The 16202-nt window shown below is 65.4% G+C and carries 20 protein-coding genes; 9 read left to right on the forward strand and 11 right to left on the reverse strand.

Annotated features, from left to right (window positions below; translation table 11 throughout):
* Window positions 1–2: 2 nt before the first annotated feature.
* Window positions 3–1259 carry an Hsp70 family protein gene (locus ACSQ3E_RS15535; protein ID WP_436123397.1) on the reverse strand — a complete coding sequence of 419 codons (1257 nt, stop codon included), beginning with the start codon at window positions 1257–1259 and terminating at the stop codon, window positions 3–5.
* Window positions 1260–1473: 214 nt separating this feature from the next.
* Here ACSQ3E_RS15535 and ACSQ3E_RS15540 point away from each other — a divergent pair, with 214 nt between their 5' ends.
* A complete protein-coding gene (locus tag ACSQ3E_RS15540) occupies window positions 1474–2091 on the forward strand; it encodes a LysE family translocator (protein ID WP_436123398.1) in 618 nt (205 codons plus the stop codon).
* Window positions 2092–2245: 154 nt separating this feature from the next.
* Window positions 2246–3226 (forward strand): cysteine synthase A, encoded by a 981-nt coding sequence (gene cysK / locus ACSQ3E_RS15545; RefSeq protein ID WP_436123399.1) that lies wholly within the window; start codon window positions 2246–2248, stop codon window positions 3224–3226.
* Window positions 3227–3400: 174 nt separating this feature from the next.
* Here cysK and ACSQ3E_RS15550 read toward each other — a convergent pair whose 3' ends face one another.
* The gene (locus ACSQ3E_RS15550; protein WP_436123400.1) at window positions 3401–4645 is read right to left on the reverse strand and encodes an RNA polymerase sigma factor; all 1245 of its coding nucleotides are present in this window, start codon (window positions 4643–4645) and stop codon (window positions 3401–3403) included.
* Between the two features lies 1 nt (window position 4646).
* Window positions 4647–4997, reverse strand: coding sequence for a YciI family protein (locus tag ACSQ3E_RS15555; RefSeq protein WP_310319726.1), 351 nt, complete (start codon window positions 4995–4997; stop codon window positions 4647–4649).
* Between the two features lie 271 nt (window positions 4998–5268).
* On the opposite strand from ACSQ3E_RS15555, the gene ACSQ3E_RS15560 reads away from it, so the two are divergent.
* Window positions 5269–5889 (forward strand): glutathione S-transferase family protein, encoded by a 621-nt coding sequence (locus ACSQ3E_RS15560; protein WP_436123401.1) that lies wholly within the window; start codon window positions 5269–5271, stop codon window positions 5887–5889.
* A gap of 233 nt (window positions 5890–6122) precedes the next feature.
* Here ACSQ3E_RS15560 and ACSQ3E_RS15565 read toward each other — a convergent pair whose 3' ends face one another.
* Both ACSQ3E_RS15565 and ACSQ3E_RS15570 read right to left on the reverse strand, forming a co-directional pair.
* Entirely contained in the window at window positions 6123–6275 is a 153-nt protein-coding gene (locus ACSQ3E_RS15565; RefSeq protein ID WP_165915964.1) for a hypothetical protein, read from the reverse strand.
* Window positions 6276–6562: 287 nt separating this feature from the next.
* On the reverse strand, window positions 6563–7243 hold the full coding sequence (locus ACSQ3E_RS15570; RefSeq protein WP_436123402.1) for an ArsR/SmtB family transcription factor: 681 nt from the start codon (window positions 7241–7243) through the stop codon (window positions 6563–6565).
* An 85-nt stretch (window positions 7244–7328) separates the two neighbouring features.
* Between ACSQ3E_RS15570 and ACSQ3E_RS15575 the strand changes: the two genes are divergently transcribed.
* The 3 genes from ACSQ3E_RS15575 (at window position 7329) to ACSQ3E_RS15585 (ending at window position 8270) form a co-directional block, all read left to right on the forward strand.
* Complete coding sequence (locus tag ACSQ3E_RS15575) at window positions 7329–7532, forward strand: DUF1127 domain-containing protein (protein ID WP_310319739.1); 204 nt, start codon at window positions 7329–7331, stop codon at window positions 7530–7532.
* Between the two features lie 64 nt (window positions 7533–7596).
* Window positions 7597–7929, forward strand: coding sequence for an NIPSNAP family protein (locus tag ACSQ3E_RS15580; protein WP_436123403.1), 333 nt, complete (start codon window positions 7597–7599; stop codon window positions 7927–7929).
* Window positions 7926–8270 carry an antibiotic biosynthesis monooxygenase family protein gene (locus ACSQ3E_RS15585; protein ID WP_310319743.1) on the forward strand — a complete coding sequence of 115 codons (345 nt, stop codon included), beginning with the start codon at window positions 7926–7928 and terminating at the stop codon, window positions 8268–8270. The genes ACSQ3E_RS15580 and ACSQ3E_RS15585 overlap by 4 nt, the downstream gene beginning before the upstream one ends.
* A 204-nt stretch (window positions 8271–8474) precedes the next feature.
* Here the strand turns inward: ACSQ3E_RS15585 and mbfA are convergent, their stop codons facing one another.
* Window positions 8475–9458, reverse strand: coding sequence for an iron exporter MbfA (gene mbfA / locus ACSQ3E_RS15590; RefSeq protein ID WP_310319746.1), 984 nt, complete (start codon window positions 9456–9458; stop codon window positions 8475–8477).
* 176 nt (window positions 9459–9634) lie between these two features.
* On the opposite strand from mbfA, the gene ACSQ3E_RS15595 reads away from it, so the two are divergent.
* The gene (locus ACSQ3E_RS15595; protein ID WP_310319749.1) at window positions 9635–9958 is read left to right on the forward strand and encodes a hypothetical protein; all 324 of its coding nucleotides are present in this window, start codon (window positions 9635–9637) and stop codon (window positions 9956–9958) included.
* Between the two features lie 72 nt (window positions 9959–10030).
* On the opposite strand, the gene ACSQ3E_RS15600 is transcribed toward ACSQ3E_RS15595, so the two are convergent.
* The 5 genes from ACSQ3E_RS15600 to ACSQ3E_RS15620 form a co-directional block, all read right to left on the reverse strand.
* Window positions 10031–10852, reverse strand: coding sequence for a DUF2066 domain-containing protein (locus ACSQ3E_RS15600; RefSeq protein WP_436123404.1), 822 nt, complete (start codon window positions 10850–10852; stop codon window positions 10031–10033).
* 89 nt (window positions 10853–10941) lie between these two features.
* Entirely contained in the window at window positions 10942–12084 is a 1143-nt protein-coding gene (locus tag ACSQ3E_RS15605; protein ID WP_436123405.1) for an ABC transporter permease, read from the reverse strand.
* Window positions 12081–12998, reverse strand: a complete 918-nt coding sequence (locus tag ACSQ3E_RS15610) for an ATP-binding cassette domain-containing protein (RefSeq protein WP_436123406.1) — start codon at window positions 12996–12998, stop codon at window positions 12081–12083. The genes ACSQ3E_RS15605 and ACSQ3E_RS15610 overlap by 4 nt, the downstream gene beginning before the upstream one ends.
* A gap of 76 nt (window positions 12999–13074) precedes the next feature.
* Entirely contained in the window at window positions 13075–14025 is a 951-nt protein-coding gene (locus ACSQ3E_RS15615; protein ID WP_436123407.1) for an HlyD family secretion protein, read from the reverse strand.
* Window positions 14022–14705: a CerR family C-terminal domain-containing protein gene (locus ACSQ3E_RS15620; protein WP_310319764.1), complete on the reverse strand. Its 684-nt coding sequence runs from the start codon at window positions 14703–14705 to the stop codon at window positions 14022–14024. Before ACSQ3E_RS15620 ends, ACSQ3E_RS15615 begins: the two co-directional genes overlap by 4 nt.
* 78 nt (window positions 14706–14783) lie before the next feature.
* Between ACSQ3E_RS15620 and ACSQ3E_RS15625 the strand changes: the two genes are divergently transcribed.
* Window positions 14784–15260, forward strand: a complete 477-nt coding sequence (locus ACSQ3E_RS15625) for a CYTH domain-containing protein (RefSeq protein ID WP_436123408.1) — start codon at window positions 14784–14786, stop codon at window positions 15258–15260.
* A complete protein-coding gene (locus ACSQ3E_RS15630; RefSeq protein ID WP_436123409.1) occupies window positions 15257–16186 on the forward strand; it encodes a CHAD domain-containing protein in 930 nt (309 codons plus the stop codon). Before ACSQ3E_RS15625 ends, ACSQ3E_RS15630 begins: the two co-directional genes overlap by 4 nt.
* Window positions 16187–16202 lie beyond the last annotated feature (16 nt).

Raw genomic sequence — 16202 nt, forward strand, 5'->3', positions numbered from 1 at the left:
CGTCAGCCGAACTTGCGCTGGGCGTCGAGGGCGAGGCCGAGGCCTACAGAGCCGAAGGCGTCGCCCTGGACGATCTGGGCGCCCGGCACCAGGGCCAGGATGCTTTCGCGCGCCAGCGGGATGGCGGTCGAGCCGCCGGTCAGGAAGACGGCGGTGATGTCCTTGGCACCGACCTGGGCTTCGGCAAGCGTGTCGGCGACGGTAGCGGTGACACGCTCGACGGCAGTGCGGATCGTGTCTTCCAGACCTTGCCTGGTCAGCGATGCGGTGAACTTCGCGCCCGGCAGCTTGACGTCGATGGCGGCTTCAGCGGCGTCGGTCAGCTCGATCTTGGCCTTTTCGACCTTGGTTGCCAGTGCGTGGCCAAAACGCTGGTCGACGACCTCAATCATCCTGTCAATGAGATCGGGGCGCTGCGCCTCGAAACGGATCGCGCGCAGGTCGAGCATCGCCTTGGGCGTATAGAGCAGGTTGATGCGCTGCCAGGTGGCGAGGTCGATGAAGTAGCCCGCCGGCAGGTTGCGCTTGCCGTCCTTGGTCGGCGTGAGATAGCCGAGCTCGGGCATGACGTGGGCGATCGACAGCAGGCGGTCGAAATCGGTTCCGCCGATGTGGACACCGCGATTGGCCAAGATATCGGCCTTGCGGTCGCTGGCGGCGGCACGCTCGGGCGAGACGCGGACGATGGAGAAATCGGAGGTGCCGCCGCCCATGTCGACGATCAGCGCCAGCTCTTCGCGCGTCACCGTGCGCTCGTAGTCGAGGGCTGCCGCGATCGGCTCGAACTGGAAATCGATGTGCTTGAAGCCCTGCGCGCGGGCGGCCTTCTCGAGCTCGCTCTGGGCAGCAGCATCGGCCTCGGGATTGTCGTCGACGAACTGCACCGGGCGGCCGAGCACGACGTTTTCAACCGGCTCGCCGACATGGTTTTCGAGGCGATCCTTGAGATGGCCGACGAACATGCCGACGATATCGGTGAAGGCGATGTAGCGCGCCTTGATGCGGGTCTTTTCATGCACCAGCGACGAGCCGAGCACGCTCTTGAGGGCGCGCATCAGGCGGCCTTCGGCGCCGTCGGTGTATTCGCCGATGGCGCGGCGGCCGAGTGCTGTCTGGTTGTCCTCGAAATTGAAGAAGATGGCCGACGGCAGCGTGACGTTTTCACCCTCGAGCGCAACGAGGCGCGGACGGCCGTTCTCGATAACGCCGACGGTCGAATTGGAAGTGCCGAAGTCTATGCCGCCGAAAGCCGGTCGCATCACCTAGTCCTGAATTTTCTGCATGAATGAATGGGCGACCCCAAGCTTATGCCGGGCCGCAATCGGACCGTGCGCCTACACGACGGGGCGACGATTGTCGATGTCTGCGAGGCATTTTCCGGGAAAATGTGATCGCTGGCCCAATCCCCGCGGCATTCCCTGGAAACCGGTTTCGTGCGATATCGCAGCCATTCAACCGTGCCGAGTATCCGCCATGACCCTTACAGGTTTCCTCGCCTATAGCGGTGCACTTGCCATCGCTGCCGCCATTCCCGGCCCGGGCGTGACGGCACTTGTGGCGCGCGCGCTCGGCTCGGGCTTCCGCTCGTCGCTGGCCATGTCGCTTGGCCTGGTGGTCGGCGACCTGACCTATCTCACCGCCGTCGTGCTTGGCCTTGCCTTTGTCGCCCAGTCCTTCGGCATGGTGTTTTTGGCGATCAAATGGCTCGGCGTCGCCTATCTCGCCTACCTCGCCTGGAACTTCTGGACCAGCGGCATCACGCCGGAGACGATCGAGGCGAAGAAGGGCAAGGGTGGCCTGTTCTCGAGCTTCCTTGCCGGGCTGACGGTGACCTTGGGCAATCCCAAGTCGATGATCTTCTACATGGCGATCATGCCGACGGTGGTCGACCTGCATGCGCTGACGCTGGGCGACTATGGCATTCTGGTCGCCGTCACGATTGCCGTGCTGCTGATCGTGCTTGTGCCCTATCTGGCGCTGGCTTCGCAGGCGCGCTGGTTTCTCAAGACGCCGCGTGCGCTCAAGCTGCTCAACCGCACCGCCGCCGGTTTCATGGTTGGTGCTGCCGCTGCCATCGCCGTCCGCCAGTAGACAGGCGGACTGGAATTTCATTCCCCATAATTGGCGTTCACGGAAACATGTTTCCGTGAACCTTGCCTAATCAGCACGGCACCCACTCGGAATTTGCCCTGCGACCCCCTATCTTCGCAGTTCACATCTCAGGCCTTTTTCGGGAGCGAAATCGATGAACAAGCCCGTTACCTCCACGCGCGTACCAGGTCGCGGACGCATCTATGGCTCCATCACCGAAACGATCGGCGACACGCCGCTGGTGCGGCTCGACAAGTTCGCCAAGGAGAAGGGCGTTGCAGCGAACCTGATCGCCAAGCTGGAGTTCTTCAACCCGATCGCATCGGTCAAGGACCGCATCGGCGTCGCCATGGTCGAGGCGCTGGAGGCGGACGGCCGCATCGAGCCGGGCAAGAGCACGCTGATCGAGCCGACCTCCGGCAACACCGGCATCGCGCTTGCCTTCGCCGCCGCCGCCAAGGGCTACAAGCTGATCCTGACCATGCCCGAGACGATGTCGATCGAACGCCGCAAGATGCTGGCGCTGCTCGGCGCCGAACTGGTGCTGACGGAAGGCGCCAAGGGCATGAAGGGCGCCATCGCCAAGGCCGAAGAGCTGGTGCAGACAATTCCGAACGCCATCATTCCGCAGCAGTTTGAAAACCCGGCCAACCCCGAGATCCATCGCCAGACGACGGCCGAGGAGATCTGGAACGACACGCAAGGCTCGATCGACATCTTCGTTGCCGGCATCGGCACCGGCGGCACGATCACCGGCGTCGGCCAGGTGATCAAGGCGCGCAAGCCTTCGCTGCACGTCGTGGCGGTCGAGCCGGAGGGTTCGCCGGTGCTGTCGGGCGGCCAGCCCGGCCCGCACAAGATCCAGGGCATCGGCGCCGGCTTCGCACCCAAGGTGCTCGACACGACCGTCTATGACGAAATCATCAAGGTTTCGAACGAGGACGCGGTGGCGAATGCCCGCCTTGTCGCGCGCCTCGAAGGCGTGCCGGTCGGCATCTCCTCGGGTGCAGCGCTGCAGGCGGCGGTGATCGTCGGCTCGCGGCCGGAGAATGCCGGCAAGAACATCGTGGTGGTGATCCCGTCCTTCGCCGAGCGGTATCTTTCGACGGTGCTGTTCGAAGGCTTGGGCGGCTGAGCGAACGAGTCTGTATCTAAGATTGCCCCTCACCCTTACTCTCTTCCCGTGAAGAACGGGTGAGAGGGGTGTCGACGTCGCCGCTTGTTCTTTCTCCCCGTCAATACGGGGAGAAAGTGCCGGCAGGCGGATGAGGGGCGGCGCGAGCTTCCACCGAGAACATACCTTATCCAATCAGCGGGTGCTGACAGCCGCCCGCTTGCGCTTGAGGAATTGTCGCACGGCCTGGTCGGGCTCTAGGCCAATGGCGAGCTGGTAGGCTCTGTCGGCTTCGGTGAGGTTGCCTGATAGCGAGAGCAATTCGGCGCGGGCGGCCCAGTAGGGCTGGTACTCGTTGAGCCGGGCATCGTCGATGGCGTCGAGCAGGGCAAGGCCTTGTTCGAGCGCGCCGGCATAGGCCACAGCCACCGCATGGTTGACGGCAACGACCGGCGAGGCCGAGAGCGTCATCAGGCCGGCGTAAAGCGTTGCGATCGCCGCCCAGTCGGTACGGCCGGCAAAGCGCCGCGCGGCGTGGGCCGACTGGATCGCCGCCTCGATCTGGTAGCGGCCGATGCCGTCCAAGGCGCCGGCGCTCTGGAGCAATGCGTCGGCCTCGCCGATCAGCCCCGCGTCCCACAACAAGGTGTCCTGCTCGCTGAGCGGCACGAACTCGCCCAACGGGCTGCGGCGGGCGGGCCGGCGCGCCTCGGCATGCAGCATCAGCGACAGCAGGCACAGTGCTTCCGGTTCGTTTGGCAGCAGGTCGACCACCAGCCGGCCGAGCCAGATGGCTTCGGAAGCGAGGTTGCGGCGGCGGGATTCGGCACCGCTGGCGTCGGTCCAGCCTTCGGCGAAGGCGGCGTAGATCGCCTCCAGCACGGCCGACAGCCTTTCGTGGAGCTCGGCCTTTTCGGGGATGCGGAACGGGATGCCGGCCTGCTTGATGCGCGACTTGGCCCGCACCAGGCGCTGGCTCATCGTCGCAGGCGAGACCAAAAAGGCCGAGGCGATTGTCGCGGCATCGAAGCCGAGCACTGCCTGCAGGATCAGCGGCGCGCGCACGCCGGCCTCGATCGCCGGATGGGCGCAGGCGAAGATCAGGGCGAGCCGGTCGTCGGGAAATTTTTCGCGCGCCATCTCCTGCTCCAGTTCCTCGCCGATCAGCCTGAGATGGGCCTGACCCGCCTCGCCGGTCATGCGCCGCCGCCGCTGGTCGATGGAACGGCGCCGCGCAACCGTCAGCAGCCAGGCCTCGGGATGGTCCGGCACGCCCGTCTCGGGCCATCTCGACAAGGCCGCGGCAAAGGCATCGGCGAGTGCGTCCTCGGCACCGGCGACATCGCGGGTGCGCGCCGAAAGATAGGCGACGAGCCTGCCGTAGCTCTGGCGGGCAGCGGCTTCGGCCGCCGCCCGCGCCTGTTCGGCACCTGCCGCCATGCTAGCGGGTCGGCCAGATCGGACGGACTTCGACGATGCCATAGTTGGCGCTGGGGCAGCGTGCTGCCCAACCGAGTGCGGCATCGAGGTCCGGCGCCTCGATGATGTAGAAGCCGCCGAGCTGTTCCTTGGTCGTAGCGAACGGACCGTCGAGCACTTCGGTCTTGCCGTCGCGGACACGAACCGTGGTGGCCGACGACGCGCCGCGCAGGCGCTCGCCCGAGACCATGGCCCCGGCTTTGATCAGCGCTTCGTTGTAGGCCATGTAGGGCGCGCTCATCTTCTCCTGGTCTTCCGGGCTTGCCGCCGTAAACGGCGTGTCGTCGTGGTGAAGCAGAAGCATGTACTGCATTGTCGTCTCCTGTTGTTCCCGGCCGCTTCGTCGCGGGCCGAACGGAAGTCGCGCCACCTTGACGGATTTCGACAGGCTAGCAGAGATTTTTTCGGCCGCGCGCCAGTCGAATGCGAAAATCGATCCGGATTTCGCGGGATCGTGCAGCGCAGTTGCGCCTTTGCGGCTGGACCGGCGAAAAATCAATTCTGGCGAGCCCCTGCCCGCCTTGAGGAGGACGTCGGTGGCATGTCATATCCGGGCGCCCGGGGATTGCGGCAGGGGGACGGACATGCACAGGCTTTACACACGCGCCGGCAGCGGCGGCTTTGTCGTCGAGGCGGCGTTAAAGCTGGCCGGCGTGCCATTCGAGCGCATCGAGGTGGTCAAGGGCATCGAGCCCGCCGCAGAATTCCGCAACATCAGCCCGCTTGGCCAGGTGCCGGCGCTAATGCTGCCTGACGGGCTAGCGATGACCGAGTCGGCGGCGATGTGCCAGCTGATCGCCGAGCGCCACCCCTATGCCCGGCTGGCGCCATCAGTGGATGCGCCCGGGCGCGCCGACTTCCTGCGCTGGATGGCCTTCCTGACATCGGTGACCTACCCGGCGCTGCTGCGCGAATATTACGCCCATCGCTACACGACCGACGCCGGCGGCATCGAGGCAGTACAGGCGGCGGCGGTTGCCGAGGCCGAGCGCAGCTTCAGCGTCGTCGACGCGGCACTGGAAGGCCGGGACTGGCTGGCCGGCACGCATATGTCGATCGCCGACGTCTATCTGCTGATGCTGGCGTACTGGCACCCGGAGCCGGCCAAGCTCGCTGTGGCGTGGCCGAACATCGCGCGCCTGTGCGCGGTTCTCAGGGAAGATGCAGTGCTGAAAGAGCTGAACGCCAGTCACGCAATGTGGTGAAGGCGAAACGGCCCGTATGAACGGGCCGATTGGCAAGGCGCCCGCGTCGGCGAAGATGCGGGGCGCCAGATCGTCGTTTGTCTTGAAGCAGCCGGGCTTGCGCCGCCGGCGGGCGGGCAAGCCTTAGAGGCGCGTGGCGACAATCGCCTGGCGTTCGCCACGCAAGGTGGTCGAGCGGTGATCGCTGGTGGGCCGCGCGATGCGGCTTTCGTGACGTCCGGTAACAGTCATGATCAGTGGAACGTCACGCGCGACTGAAGCGTGTTTGTGCGGCGCGCGCAGGCAGGTCCCGGGCCGCGCATATAGTGACGCTCGGGGCGGTAGGTCGGTGCGATGAATTCGCGAAACGCCACAGCGGCGTAAGTGAGGTGGTTCCAGATAGCCATTGTTCTTATCCCTGTCCGTCCGGGGCTCGTCCCGAACGTGAAAGCGATCATAGCCGGCGGGTGTGAATCTTCGGTGAACGCGATGTTAATCTTCGTGTGAAAATGCGCCCGATCAGGGCTGAATAGTGTTTTTTTCTAGGCATTTAGGCCGGATCGGGCGGCATTGGTTAAGATGTGTCTTTTGCGCCACCGATGTAACGGCCAATTGCCGCGAAACTATCCACAGGTTTCGCGGCGCGGTTACATCGGCGGGGGCTGTCAGCGGGGTCGCTGCGACTGACCGAGCGTCAGGCGAGGAAGAGTTTCTCGAAAGCCTTGCGTCCGGGCGGAGTGAATTCGACGACGCGGCTGCCGTTAGGGCGGCGCGCCCATTTCTCGGCGAGGATCTTGTCGAGGATGGCGGTGCCGAGCGAGCCCGCCAGATGCGAACGCCTGACGCTCCAGTCGAGGCAGGCGCGGCACATCGGCCGGCGCGAATTGCTAAGGCCTGACGTGTCGATGCCGATGGCGGCGAAGAAGCCTTGGCCTGCCGGCCCGAGCCGGATCTCTTCGTCGTCGCGGACGATGATCTCCTCGGCGACGAAGCGGTCGAACATCGCCACCGCATGGTCGCCGGCGAGGTGGTCGTAGCAGACGCGGGCTTCGCGCATCGACTTGTCACGCGGACCGGGACGCGCGCGCTTGGGCCCGGAATGGGCGGCGACGCCGCTGATCGCCTCGATCATGTTGGCGACCTCGGTGCCTGACAGCGCGTAGTAGCGGTGCCTGCCCTGGCTCGCCACCGTGAGCAGCTTGCCGTCCATCAGCTTGGCGAGATGCGAACTGGCCGTCGGCAGCGACACCCCGGCTTCGAGCGCCAGCTCGCTGGCTGTCAGCGCCCCACCATCCATCAGCGCGGTCAGCATGTTGGCGCGCGCCGGGTCGCCGACCAGGCTGGCGATGCGGGCGATATCAGGACCTTCCTTCATGGCACAACTACCTCCATGGTTCGATGGTAGTCGAAGCATTCTCGTCAGGCAAGGCGTAGTCTCCAACCAGACAAAGGAGTGAGCCATGCCGACAAAAACCGAATTCGCCACCGCGCCGAAGCGCCTGGCGCTGGGTGCATTCGGCCGGGTGCTGACGTTACTGTCCCGCGGCTACGACAGGCATCTGCAACGGCTCGACCTTTCCGAACTGACCGACGAACAGCTCGACGACATCGGCCTCAGCCGCCGCGACGCCGAGCGTGAAGTCGCAAAACCCTTCTGGCGCTAGCACGCCGCATTGACCGGACGCTTCGATGCCGGCCGAACCATTGCCAACATTTCCGGAGACCAAGATGACCATCACCTGCTTCATCCGCTACGAGATCGACCCGTTCGGCAAGGCGGCTTTCGAGGAGTATGCCCGCAACTGGGGCCAGGCGATCCCGCACTGCGGCGCCGACCTTGTCGGCTACTTCGCCCCGCATGAGGGCTCGGCGACGACCGCCTACGGTGTCTACAACGTCGACAGCCTGGCGGCCTACGAAGCCTACCGGGCACGGCTCGCCGGCGACCCGCTCGGCCGCGAGAACTATGAATTCGCGCGGCGCGAGAAGTTCATCCTCAAGGAGGACCGCATCTTCCTGAAGCTGGCTTCGGGGCCGCATGCGCAACTGGTGAAGCCATGATTGCGGTGATCTTCGAGGTCGAGCCGGCGGAGGGCCGGCGCGACGCCTATCTCGGCATCGCCGCCGACCTGCGCCCGCTGCTCGATGGCATCGATGGCTTCCTGTCGATCGAGCGGTTCCAGAGCCTGGCCGATCCGAAGCGGCTGCTGTCGCTGTCGTTCTGGCGCGATGAGGAGGCGGTGAAGGCATGGCGCAACACCGAAGAGCACAGGCAGGCGCAGATGGCCGGGCGCGGTGGGGTGTTTTCGGGATATCGGCTGCGCATTGCCCAGGTGGTGCGGGATTATGGGCTGAACGAGCGGACGGAAGCGCCGGGGGATAGCCGAGAGGTGAATGGGTAGGTCGCCATCCTTCGCCTTCCCTCGCCCTGCCTGATATCTCCCCCACAAGGGGATTAGGCCATCGTCGGCGTTTGCGCTGCCCCTCATCCCCTGCCGGACTTTCTCCCCGTAATGACGGGGAGAAAGAGGATGGCCGCAACGCTGAAGCCCCCTCTCCCCGTCTTTCACGGGGAGAGGGTAAGGGTGAGGGGCAGCGCAAAGGCCTCAGGCATTCCCGATCAGCACGCCAGCGGCAAAGACCAGCGCGCCACCGAGGACCACCTGGAAGGCGGCGCGGAGGAAAGGGGTCTGCATGTAGCGGTTCTGGATGTAGGCGATGATCCAGAGCTCGAAGAACACCACGACCGCCGCGACCATCGTCGCGGTCCAGAAATGCGGGATCAGGTAGGGCAACGCGTGGCCGAGGCCACCGAGCGTCGTCATCAGGCCGGTGGTGAGGCCGCGCTTGATCGGCGAGCCGCGGCCCGACAGCTTGCCATCGTCCGAGGCGACTTCGGTGAAGCCCATCGAGATGCCGGCGCCGATCGAGGCGGCGAGGCCGACGAGGAAGGTCTGCCAGGTGTCGTGGGTGGCGAAGGCGGCGGCGAAGATCGGCGCCAGCGTCGACACCGAGCCGTCCATCAGCCCGGCAAGGCCCGGCTGGACATACGTCAGGATGAACTGACGGCGCTCGGCCAAGGTTTCCTTTTCGCTGACATGCGCCGGCACGTGCTTCTGCTCGAGCTTCTGGGCGAGCGATTCATGGCCCTGTTCGGCCAGTGCCAAATCGTCGAGCAGCTTGCGGGTGGTGGCATCGCCGGTGCGCTTGGACGCCTCGACATAGAAACGATAAGCCTGCCGCTCCATCTCTTCGGCCTGCTCGCGCACCTTGTCGATGCCGAGCGGCCGCACCAGCCAGTCGGGCTTGCGCTCGTAATAGCCGCGCACATGCTCGCGCCGGATCAGCGGAATGCGTTCGCCAAAGCGCTTGCGGTGCTGCTCGATGAGTTGGTCGCGATGGCCGTCCTCCTCCTCGGCCATATCCTCAAACACCTTTGCCGATTGCGGAAACTCGTCGCGCAAGCCGTCGGCATAGGCGCGGTAGATACGTCCGTCATCCTCCTCCGATGAAATGGCGAGAGCCAGGATCTCCTGCTCGGACAAGGAATCGAAAGCGCGGCGGCCGAAGCCGAATACACGGGACAACATCTGCGAATCTTCCAGATTAGAATTATTCTAAACTAGGTATTTGGCGCTCACCGGTCAATGCGCGCGGGCCGGGTGTGATCCATTTGCCGCATGCCAAATTAGGTGCTGCCGTGTCCCTTGTTGTAGGGAAATGTGTGGCTATATAGCCTAATCTCACCTGATAGAAGGATTGCACAATGGCGGCCAAGCAGCACGCGCATCACATTGACCCCAAGCCCGTGCTCGAGCTGATCGCCAGCATCGAAGCAGACCTCGCCCGCCTCAAGGGCATGCTCCAACCTCAGCCGGAACAGTTCGACCCGGCCAACCCGCACAACAAGACCTGCGACGGCAAGCTGACGCCCGACGGCGTCGAATGCTGCTACCGCATGTTCGACGAAGGCAAGTCGCGCTACTCGGTGGCCCAGGCGATGAAGATTTCGTTCGCGGCGGCGACGCACAGGTTCAATGCGTGGCGCAAGGCCGGCGGCGAGAGGCGGGTAAGGTCGTTGATGGGATGAGGAGACGTCCCTTCTCCCCTTGTGGGAGAAGGGGTAATCACGGTCGCCCCGCCACAAGGGGTAATTAGCTCTCTACGGCTCTTCATGCCCCGACAGCACTTGCGCAGCGCCTGAGACGGCATTGCGGAAGGCGTCGTCGAAGCCGACGCCTGATATGCCCCAGCGCGTGGCGGGCGGCGCGTCGGCGATGCGCCATTCGGCGACCCAGCCGGCAGGCTTGCTGTTCCAGACCATGGTGCCGACGAGCGCGCGTTCGCCGCCGGCCATGCGGGCCAGGGTGCCGAGGCGCGCCGGGTCGGTCTTTGCCAAAGCCGGAAGCGCCAGCCCCGCCAACATCAACTGTTGCTGCGACGGCAGCAGGATCGGCAGCGCGAGCTTGTCGGCGGCGCTGATGAGTGCTGTGCGCATGTCCTTGTCGCGCGGGGCAAGGCTGTCGCTGGCAAGCATGCTTGCAGCCCCCTTCATGTCGCGGATGCCGATGACGGCGACGAGCCGCGGGCGCTTGAGCCAGGGCTCGCGCTCGAACGACTTCAGGAAGGCGTCGAGTTTTGTCTGGTCGAAGATACAGGTCAGGTCGTGCGGGCGGTCGTAGCTGCCCTGCTCGTCGTGGATAGGTGTGCCGCTCATCCGGTCACGGAAGCTGTAGCTGGCGATCAGATCGCCAGCATGCCTGGCCTGTTCGGCAAGGCGCTTTTCATTGAGCAGCCTGGTGTCGCCGGTGGCGCGGACAACGACGTCGCGCAGGCAATTGGCAAAACCGATGTCGCGGCGTTCGGGCGCGGTGCCGCTGGTGATAGTGCCTACGGAATAGAGGTCGGCTGCCCCCGCGTGACCGAGGCCAGCGGTAAGCAGCAGGAGCGCTGCAAGCGCGTTGCGTAGTCCGCCGCGAAGCATGTGCCGCACCTTCCGCCGGGAAGCAGGCAGCCTAGCAGAGCCATGGGCGGCGCAAAAGCATGCGGCACAAGGCAACTGCCAGGGCTGTTTCAGTCCAGCGTGCGGCGGAAGCGGAACAGAGCGAGCCCGGCGAACACGGCGACGAACAGGCCGAGTATGCCGACCTCCATGGCGATCGCCGGGAACTCGGCGCCCTTCAGCATGACGGCGCGGATGATGCGCAGGAAATGCGTCAGCGGCAGGATTTCGCCCAGCGCCTGGGCCCAGCCGGGCATGCCGCGATAGGGAAACATGAAGCCCGACAGCAGGATCGACGGCAGGAAGAAGAAGAAGGTCAGCTGCATCGCCTGCATCTGGGTGCGGGCGATCGTCGAGATGGTGTAGCCGAGCAGCACAAGCGCCAGCACGAAGACCAGGATCGCCGACAAAAGCAGCGGCAGCGAGCCGATGAAGGGGATGGCGAACAACAGCTTTGAGGCGACCAGCACCACCGTCACCTGCACCGCGCCGACGACGAGATAGGGCAACACCTTGCCGAGCATGATCTCGGCCGGGCTCGCCGGCATGGCGAGCAGGTTTTCCATGGTGCCGCGCTCGGTTTCGCGGGTCAGCGCCATCGAGGTCATCATCACCATGGTCATCTGCAGGATGACGCCGAGCAGGCCGGGCACAATGTTGTATTGCGAGATGCCCTCGGGATTGTAACGGCGATGGACGACGACCTCGAGCTGTCCCTTGGCCGTCTCGGCGGAGGCGGCTTCCATGCCTTGGGCCCTGAGCAGCGCCTGGTTGGCCACCGTGCCAAGCGTCGACACGGCGCCGCTGGAGGCCGAGGGATCGGTGGCGTCGGCCTCGATCAGGATCTGTGGCGCGTCGCCGGCAGCGACCCGGCGGCCGAAATCGGCCGGGATGGTGACGACGAAGGCGACCTCGCCGCTGGCCATCAGCTCCTCGGCTTCGGCAGCGGTTTCAGCGATGTGGTCGAAGCGATAGTAGTTGGTGTTCTGCAGCGCCGAGACCATGGCACGGGTGTACTGGTCATTGCTGGTGGCGAGCAGTGCTGCGGGCAAGCTCTTGGGGTCGCTGTTGATGGCAAAGCCGAACAGCACCAGCTGCATCAGCGGCACGCCCAGCATCATGGCGAAGGTGATGCGGTCACGCCGCATCTGGATGAATTCCTTGGTCAGCAGCGCACGGAGCCGCGCAAAGGAAAAGAAGCCGTTGGCGGTCATGACATGTTGTCCCTGGAAGCGGCCATGAACTGGATGAAGACGTCCTCGAGGCTGGTCTCGCCCGGCTCGACGGTCACGCCTTCGCGGCTGCCGATGTCGGCAAGGGCGGCTTCGAGCTTATCTTTGTCGGAGCCGACGACATGGAGCGTGGCGCCGAAGGGGGCGACCTGTTCGACGCCGGGCCGGCCTTCAAGGGCGGAGGCGATCTGGTCGAGCCTCGGACCCGAGACGACGAAGGTGGTCAGCCCGGCATTGCGCACGACGTCCTCGACGGTGCCCGACGCCAGCATCTTGCCGTACGAGATGTAGCTGATGCGGTGGCAGCGCTCGGCTTCGTCCATGTAGTGGGTGGAGACGAGCACGGTGAGCCCGCCGCGCGCCAGGCGGTGGATCTCGTCCCAGAACTCGCGCCGCGCCTTGGGGTCGACGCCGGCGGTGGGCTCATCGAGCAGAAGCAGCTTAGGCTTGTGCATGATGCAGGCGGCGAGCGCCAGGCGCTGCTTCCAGCCACCCGACAGCGTGCCGGCGAGCTGGTTGCGGCGGGTGGTCAGGCCGAGCTCCTCAAGGGTCCGCGCGACGTGCTCCTCGACAGGTCTGAGCTTGTAGAGCCGGGCGACGAATTCGAGGTTCTCGCCGATCGTCAGGTCCTCGTAGAACGAGAACTTCTGCGTCATGTAGCCGACCTCGCGCTTGATCTTGAGGCTGTCGGTGCGCAGGTCGTAGCCCAGTACCTGCCCCTCGCCCTGGTCGGGCGTCAGCAAGCCGCACATGATACGGATGGTGGTGGTCTTGCCCGAGCCGTTGGGCCCGAGGAAACCGACGATCTCGCCCTCGGCGACGGTCATGGTGACATGGTCGACGACGGTCTTGTCGCCGAAGCGCTTGACGAGGTTGGTGACTTCGATGGCGTTCATGGGTGCCTCCGGCAAGGGTGTAGGGCAGTAAGGCAGTAGGGCAGTCATTCGAAGGCTGCCCTACTGCCTTGTTCCCCTACTGCCCTGCCTCCACTGCCACATCGACGATCTGGCCCGGCTGCAGCGCCGAGTTGGCGTCTTCGGGGCGGGCCTCGACGAGGTAGACGAGCTTTTGCCGGTTCTCGAGCGAGTAGATGACCGGCGGGGTGAATTCGGGATCGGGCGCGACGTAGCTGACCTTGGCGGTGAGCCCGTCGGCGCAGCCGTCGCAGCGCACGGCGAGCCGGGTGCCGACATGGACGGACGAAAACGCACTCTCCGGGATGAACAAAGTCAGCTTGACCGCGCCGTCGGGCAGCACCGACAGCACTGGCGACGACGGGCCGGCGGTGTCGCCGGCGTTGCGTATGACGTCGTCGATGCGGCCGGCGGCGGGTGCCGTCAGCGTGCGCTTGGACAACCGCCACTCGGCCTGGCCGAGCGCCGAGCGGGCCTGCTCGACCTGCTTTTCAGCGGCCTTGATCACCTCGCTGCGGGCCGGCAGGCGGCCAACGGCGAGATTGGCGGTGGCCTGGCCAAAGGCCGCCTGGGCGACCTCGAGCTTGGTCGTTGCATCGTCGAGCTGGGCCTGGGTGGCAATCGAGCGCCGGGCGAGATCCTGGGTACGGGTCAGGCTGCGCTGGGCATCGTCGGCCTGGGCCTGGCTGGAGCGCACGGCGGCCTCAAGGGCTGCGATCTCGTCGGGACGCTTGCCGATCTTAAGGTCGGCGAGCTGTGCCTCGGCCTGGGCAAGGGCTGCCTCGGCCTGTGTCACCGCGATCCTGGCGTCGCCGCTTTCAAGCGTGACGACGGGCTTGCCCGCCTCGACGCGGTCGCCGCGGCGGACGGAAACCGTTTCAACCTGCGCGACCTCGATCGGGGCGAGTTGGACATAGTCGCCCTCGACATAGCCGACGGCCAGAGGTGCCGGGCCGGCACAGGCCGAAAACAGCTGTGCGGCAAAGAGTATGGAACAAAGGATACTCATGGCTTTCCTGCCTTTCGCGCGGCGATGATGGCGGCGACATTTTCCTTGGCGATGCCGATGACCTTGCCGACTTCGGCGGGGCCGATGTCGGCCCAGTCCATGCGCCGCAGCACGGCGGCGCGGGCGATGCGGAAGTAGACGACCTGGCCGATCATCATGAAGACGCTGATCCTGACGCGCTCACTCTCGGCCTCCTCGCCGGTGGCGGCGGCCCAGAGGAGACACAGCCTGCGGTGCACCGGCTCGAACACGCCGCTGTAGATACGGTCGAGCGCATCGGTCGGCGTCGACAGCTCGCGCAGCACGAACTGGACGATCTCGCCGGCTTCGGGACGGGCAACCATAAAGCCGACCATGCGCTCCACCGCAGCATCGATCTGGGCTTCGGCCTCTTCGGGCGTGACCGCCTGCGGCAGGGCCAGCCCGGTGTTGCCGAGCGCCTGGCTGGCGATCGACTGAATGGTCGCCACGACATGATCGGCGGCGGCCAGCCTCAGGCCTTCCTTGCCGCCGAAATGATAGGCGATCGAGCCGATGTTGGCGTTGGCGGCGGTGGCGATCTCGCGCGTCGAAGTGCCGTCGAAACCCTGGCGGCCAAACAGTTTCAGTGCAGCCATCACCAGCGCCATGCGGGTGGCGTCAGCTGCGGAGGGATTCTGTGGGGTCTGTGTCTTGCTCATGGCGATGATTTAATCAATCGATTGATTAAAGTCAAATGAAATGTTGCGCCGGCTGCCGGGCCGCGCTTTATTGGCGCCATGGCCAAGGAAGTCGAACGCAAGTTCCTGGTGAGCGGACAGGAGTGGCGAAGCCTTGTCGAAGGCAGGATTCGCATCCGGCAGTTCTATCTCGCATCGAATACCGGCCGCTCCGTGCGGCTGCGCATCTCCGACGGTGAGGTGGCGACGCTGACGCTGAAGTTCGGCTCCAGGGGGCGCGTTCGCGACGAATTCGAGTACCAGGTGCCCCTCGCCGAGGCCGAGGAGATGATGGATTTCGCCATCGGCCGTGTCATCGAGAAGACACGTCACCATGTTAGCCATCGTGGCCGTCTCTATGAGATCGACGTTTTCGGCGGCGAACTGAGGGGGCTGATCATCGCTGAACTCGAGACGCCGGAGGATGTTCCGGCATCCGAACTGCCGGCTTGGATCGGCCGCGAGGTGACCGGCGATCCGCGCTACTACAACGCGTCGCTCGCCCATGGCGACGACGTCCCGGAGGCCGTTGCATGAGCTTTCGCATCGATCCGCGCCTGGCGCTTACCGGCGAGGTCCGCCGTATCGCCGGCGAAGAGATCGAGAAGATCGCCGCGCACCTGAACACCGCCCGCGACAATCCCGACAAGGGGCTGCACAGGGCCCGCCGGCGGCTCAAGGCGCTGCGTGCGCTGTTGCATCTCGTCTGGCCAGGCGACGAGGCCTTCTGCCGCACGGAGAACGACCGCTACCGCGCCATCTCGGTGTCGATCGCCGGCCCGCGCCAGGCCACCGCGCTGATCGAAACCATCGACCGGCTGGCCGAGGATTTCGCCGAGAACGCAGCGGACGCCGGGCTGACCACGATCCGCGCCATGCTGGTGCGCCACCGCGCCCAGGCCGCCCACGCCGAAGCCGGGCTGGACGCAGCGCTCGACACGGCAATCGCCGAATGCCAGGCAGGCTTCGCGGCACTGCAGACACTCGCGTTGCCCGACCTGCCGGAGAATGCCGCCGACGTTTTGGCCGAAGGCGCCTTGGCGACGCTCAGGCGGGCGCGCAAGGCACTGCAGCAATCGCGTGAGCGCGGCGAAGCCGACGATTTCCATGACCTGCGCAAGGCGGTGAAGCGGCATGCCGCGCACCTCTCCCTGCTGCGGAAACTCTGGCCCTCGCCGGTCAAGCCGCGCCGCGAGCGGGTAGAGGCGCTCGGTGAAAGCCTGGGCGAACTGCATGACGTGTTCGTCATGCGCCAGCTGATCGAGGCAGGCGAAGCGCCGTTCGACGGGCCTGAGCCGAAACATCTGGTCAGGCTGCTCAAGCGTTCCGAGAAGGCGCTGCGCAAGCTGTGCCTCGCCGATGCCGCCGAGCTGTTCGAGGACAAGCCCCGGCGGACTGTGCGCAGGCTGGCCAAGAAGGTCCGCGACGACCTCGGAACCATGGCGGATACCGAAGCCGACTAGCATCTGCCCCGCTGGC

Origin of the sequence: Aminobacter sp. LjRoot7 (assembly GCF_964252895.1) — a bacterium.
GTDB classification, from domain to species: Bacteria; Pseudomonadota; Alphaproteobacteria; order Rhizobiales; family Rhizobiaceae; genus Aminobacter; species Aminobacter aminovorans_B.

Excerpts from the sequence above, each read along its gene's own strand:
- ACSQ3E_RS15570 (WP_436123402.1), bottom strand. The coding sequence starts at position 7,243 with ATGAAGGAAGGTCCTGATATCGCCCGCATCGCCAGCCTGGTCGGCGAC.
- ACSQ3E_RS15550 (WP_436123400.1), bottom strand. The coding sequence starts at position 4,645 with ATGGCGGCAGGTGCCGAACAGGCGCGGGCGGCGGCCGAAGCCGCTGCC.
- ACSQ3E_RS15615 (WP_436123407.1), bottom strand. The coding sequence starts at position 14,025 with ATGAGTATCCTTTGTTCCATACTCTTTGCCGCACAGCTGTTTTCGGCC.
- ACSQ3E_RS15580 (WP_436123403.1), top strand. The coding sequence starts at position 7,597 with ATGACCATCACCTGCTTCATCCGCTACGAGATCGACCCGTTCGGCAAG.
- ACSQ3E_RS15595 (WP_310319749.1), top strand. The coding sequence starts at position 9,635 with ATGGCGGCCAAGCAGCACGCGCATCACATTGACCCCAAGCCCGTGCTC.
- ACSQ3E_RS15625 (WP_436123408.1), top strand. The coding sequence starts at position 14,784 with ATGGCCAAGGAAGTCGAACGCAAGTTCCTGGTGAGCGGACAGGAGTGG.
- ACSQ3E_RS15610 (WP_436123406.1), bottom strand. The coding sequence starts at position 12,998 with ATGAACGCCATCGAAGTCACCAACCTCGTCAAGCGCTTCGGCGACAAG.
- ACSQ3E_RS15560 (WP_436123401.1), top strand. The coding sequence starts at position 5,269 with ATGCACAGGCTTTACACACGCGCCGGCAGCGGCGGCTTTGTCGTCGAG.
- ACSQ3E_RS15575 (WP_310319739.1), top strand. The coding sequence starts at position 7,329 with ATGCCGACAAAAACCGAATTCGCCACCGCGCCGAAGCGCCTGGCGCTG.
- ACSQ3E_RS15540 (WP_436123398.1), top strand. The coding sequence starts at position 1,474 with ATGACCCTTACAGGTTTCCTCGCCTATAGCGGTGCACTTGCCATCGCT.
- ACSQ3E_RS15565 (WP_165915964.1), bottom strand. The coding sequence starts at position 6,275 with ATGGCTATCTGGAACCACCTCACTTACGCCGCTGTGGCGTTTCGCGAA.
- ACSQ3E_RS15605 (WP_436123405.1), bottom strand. The coding sequence starts at position 12,084 with ATGACCGCCAACGGCTTCTTTTCCTTTGCGCGGCTCCGTGCGCTGCTG.
- ACSQ3E_RS15535 (WP_436123397.1), bottom strand. The coding sequence starts at position 1,259 with ATGCGACCGGCTTTCGGCGGCATAGACTTCGGCACTTCCAATTCGACC.
- mbfA (WP_310319746.1), bottom strand. The coding sequence starts at position 9,458 with ATGTTGTCCCGTGTATTCGGCTTCGGCCGCCGCGCTTTCGATTCCTTG.
- cysK (WP_436123399.1), top strand. The coding sequence starts at position 2,246 with ATGAACAAGCCCGTTACCTCCACGCGCGTACCAGGTCGCGGACGCATC.
- ACSQ3E_RS15620 (WP_310319764.1), bottom strand. The coding sequence starts at position 14,705 with ATGAGCAAGACACAGACCCCACAGAATCCCTCCGCAGCTGACGCCACC.
- ACSQ3E_RS15600 (WP_436123404.1), bottom strand. The coding sequence starts at position 10,852 with ATGCTTCGCGGCGGACTACGCAACGCGCTTGCAGCGCTCCTGCTGCTT.
- ACSQ3E_RS15585 (WP_310319743.1), top strand. The coding sequence starts at position 7,926 with ATGATTGCGGTGATCTTCGAGGTCGAGCCGGCGGAGGGCCGGCGCGAC.
- ACSQ3E_RS15555 (WP_310319726.1), bottom strand. The coding sequence starts at position 4,997 with ATGCAGTACATGCTTCTGCTTCACCACGACGACACGCCGTTTACGGCG.
- ACSQ3E_RS15630 (WP_436123409.1), top strand. The coding sequence starts at position 15,257 with ATGAGCTTTCGCATCGATCCGCGCCTGGCGCTTACCGGCGAGGTCCGC.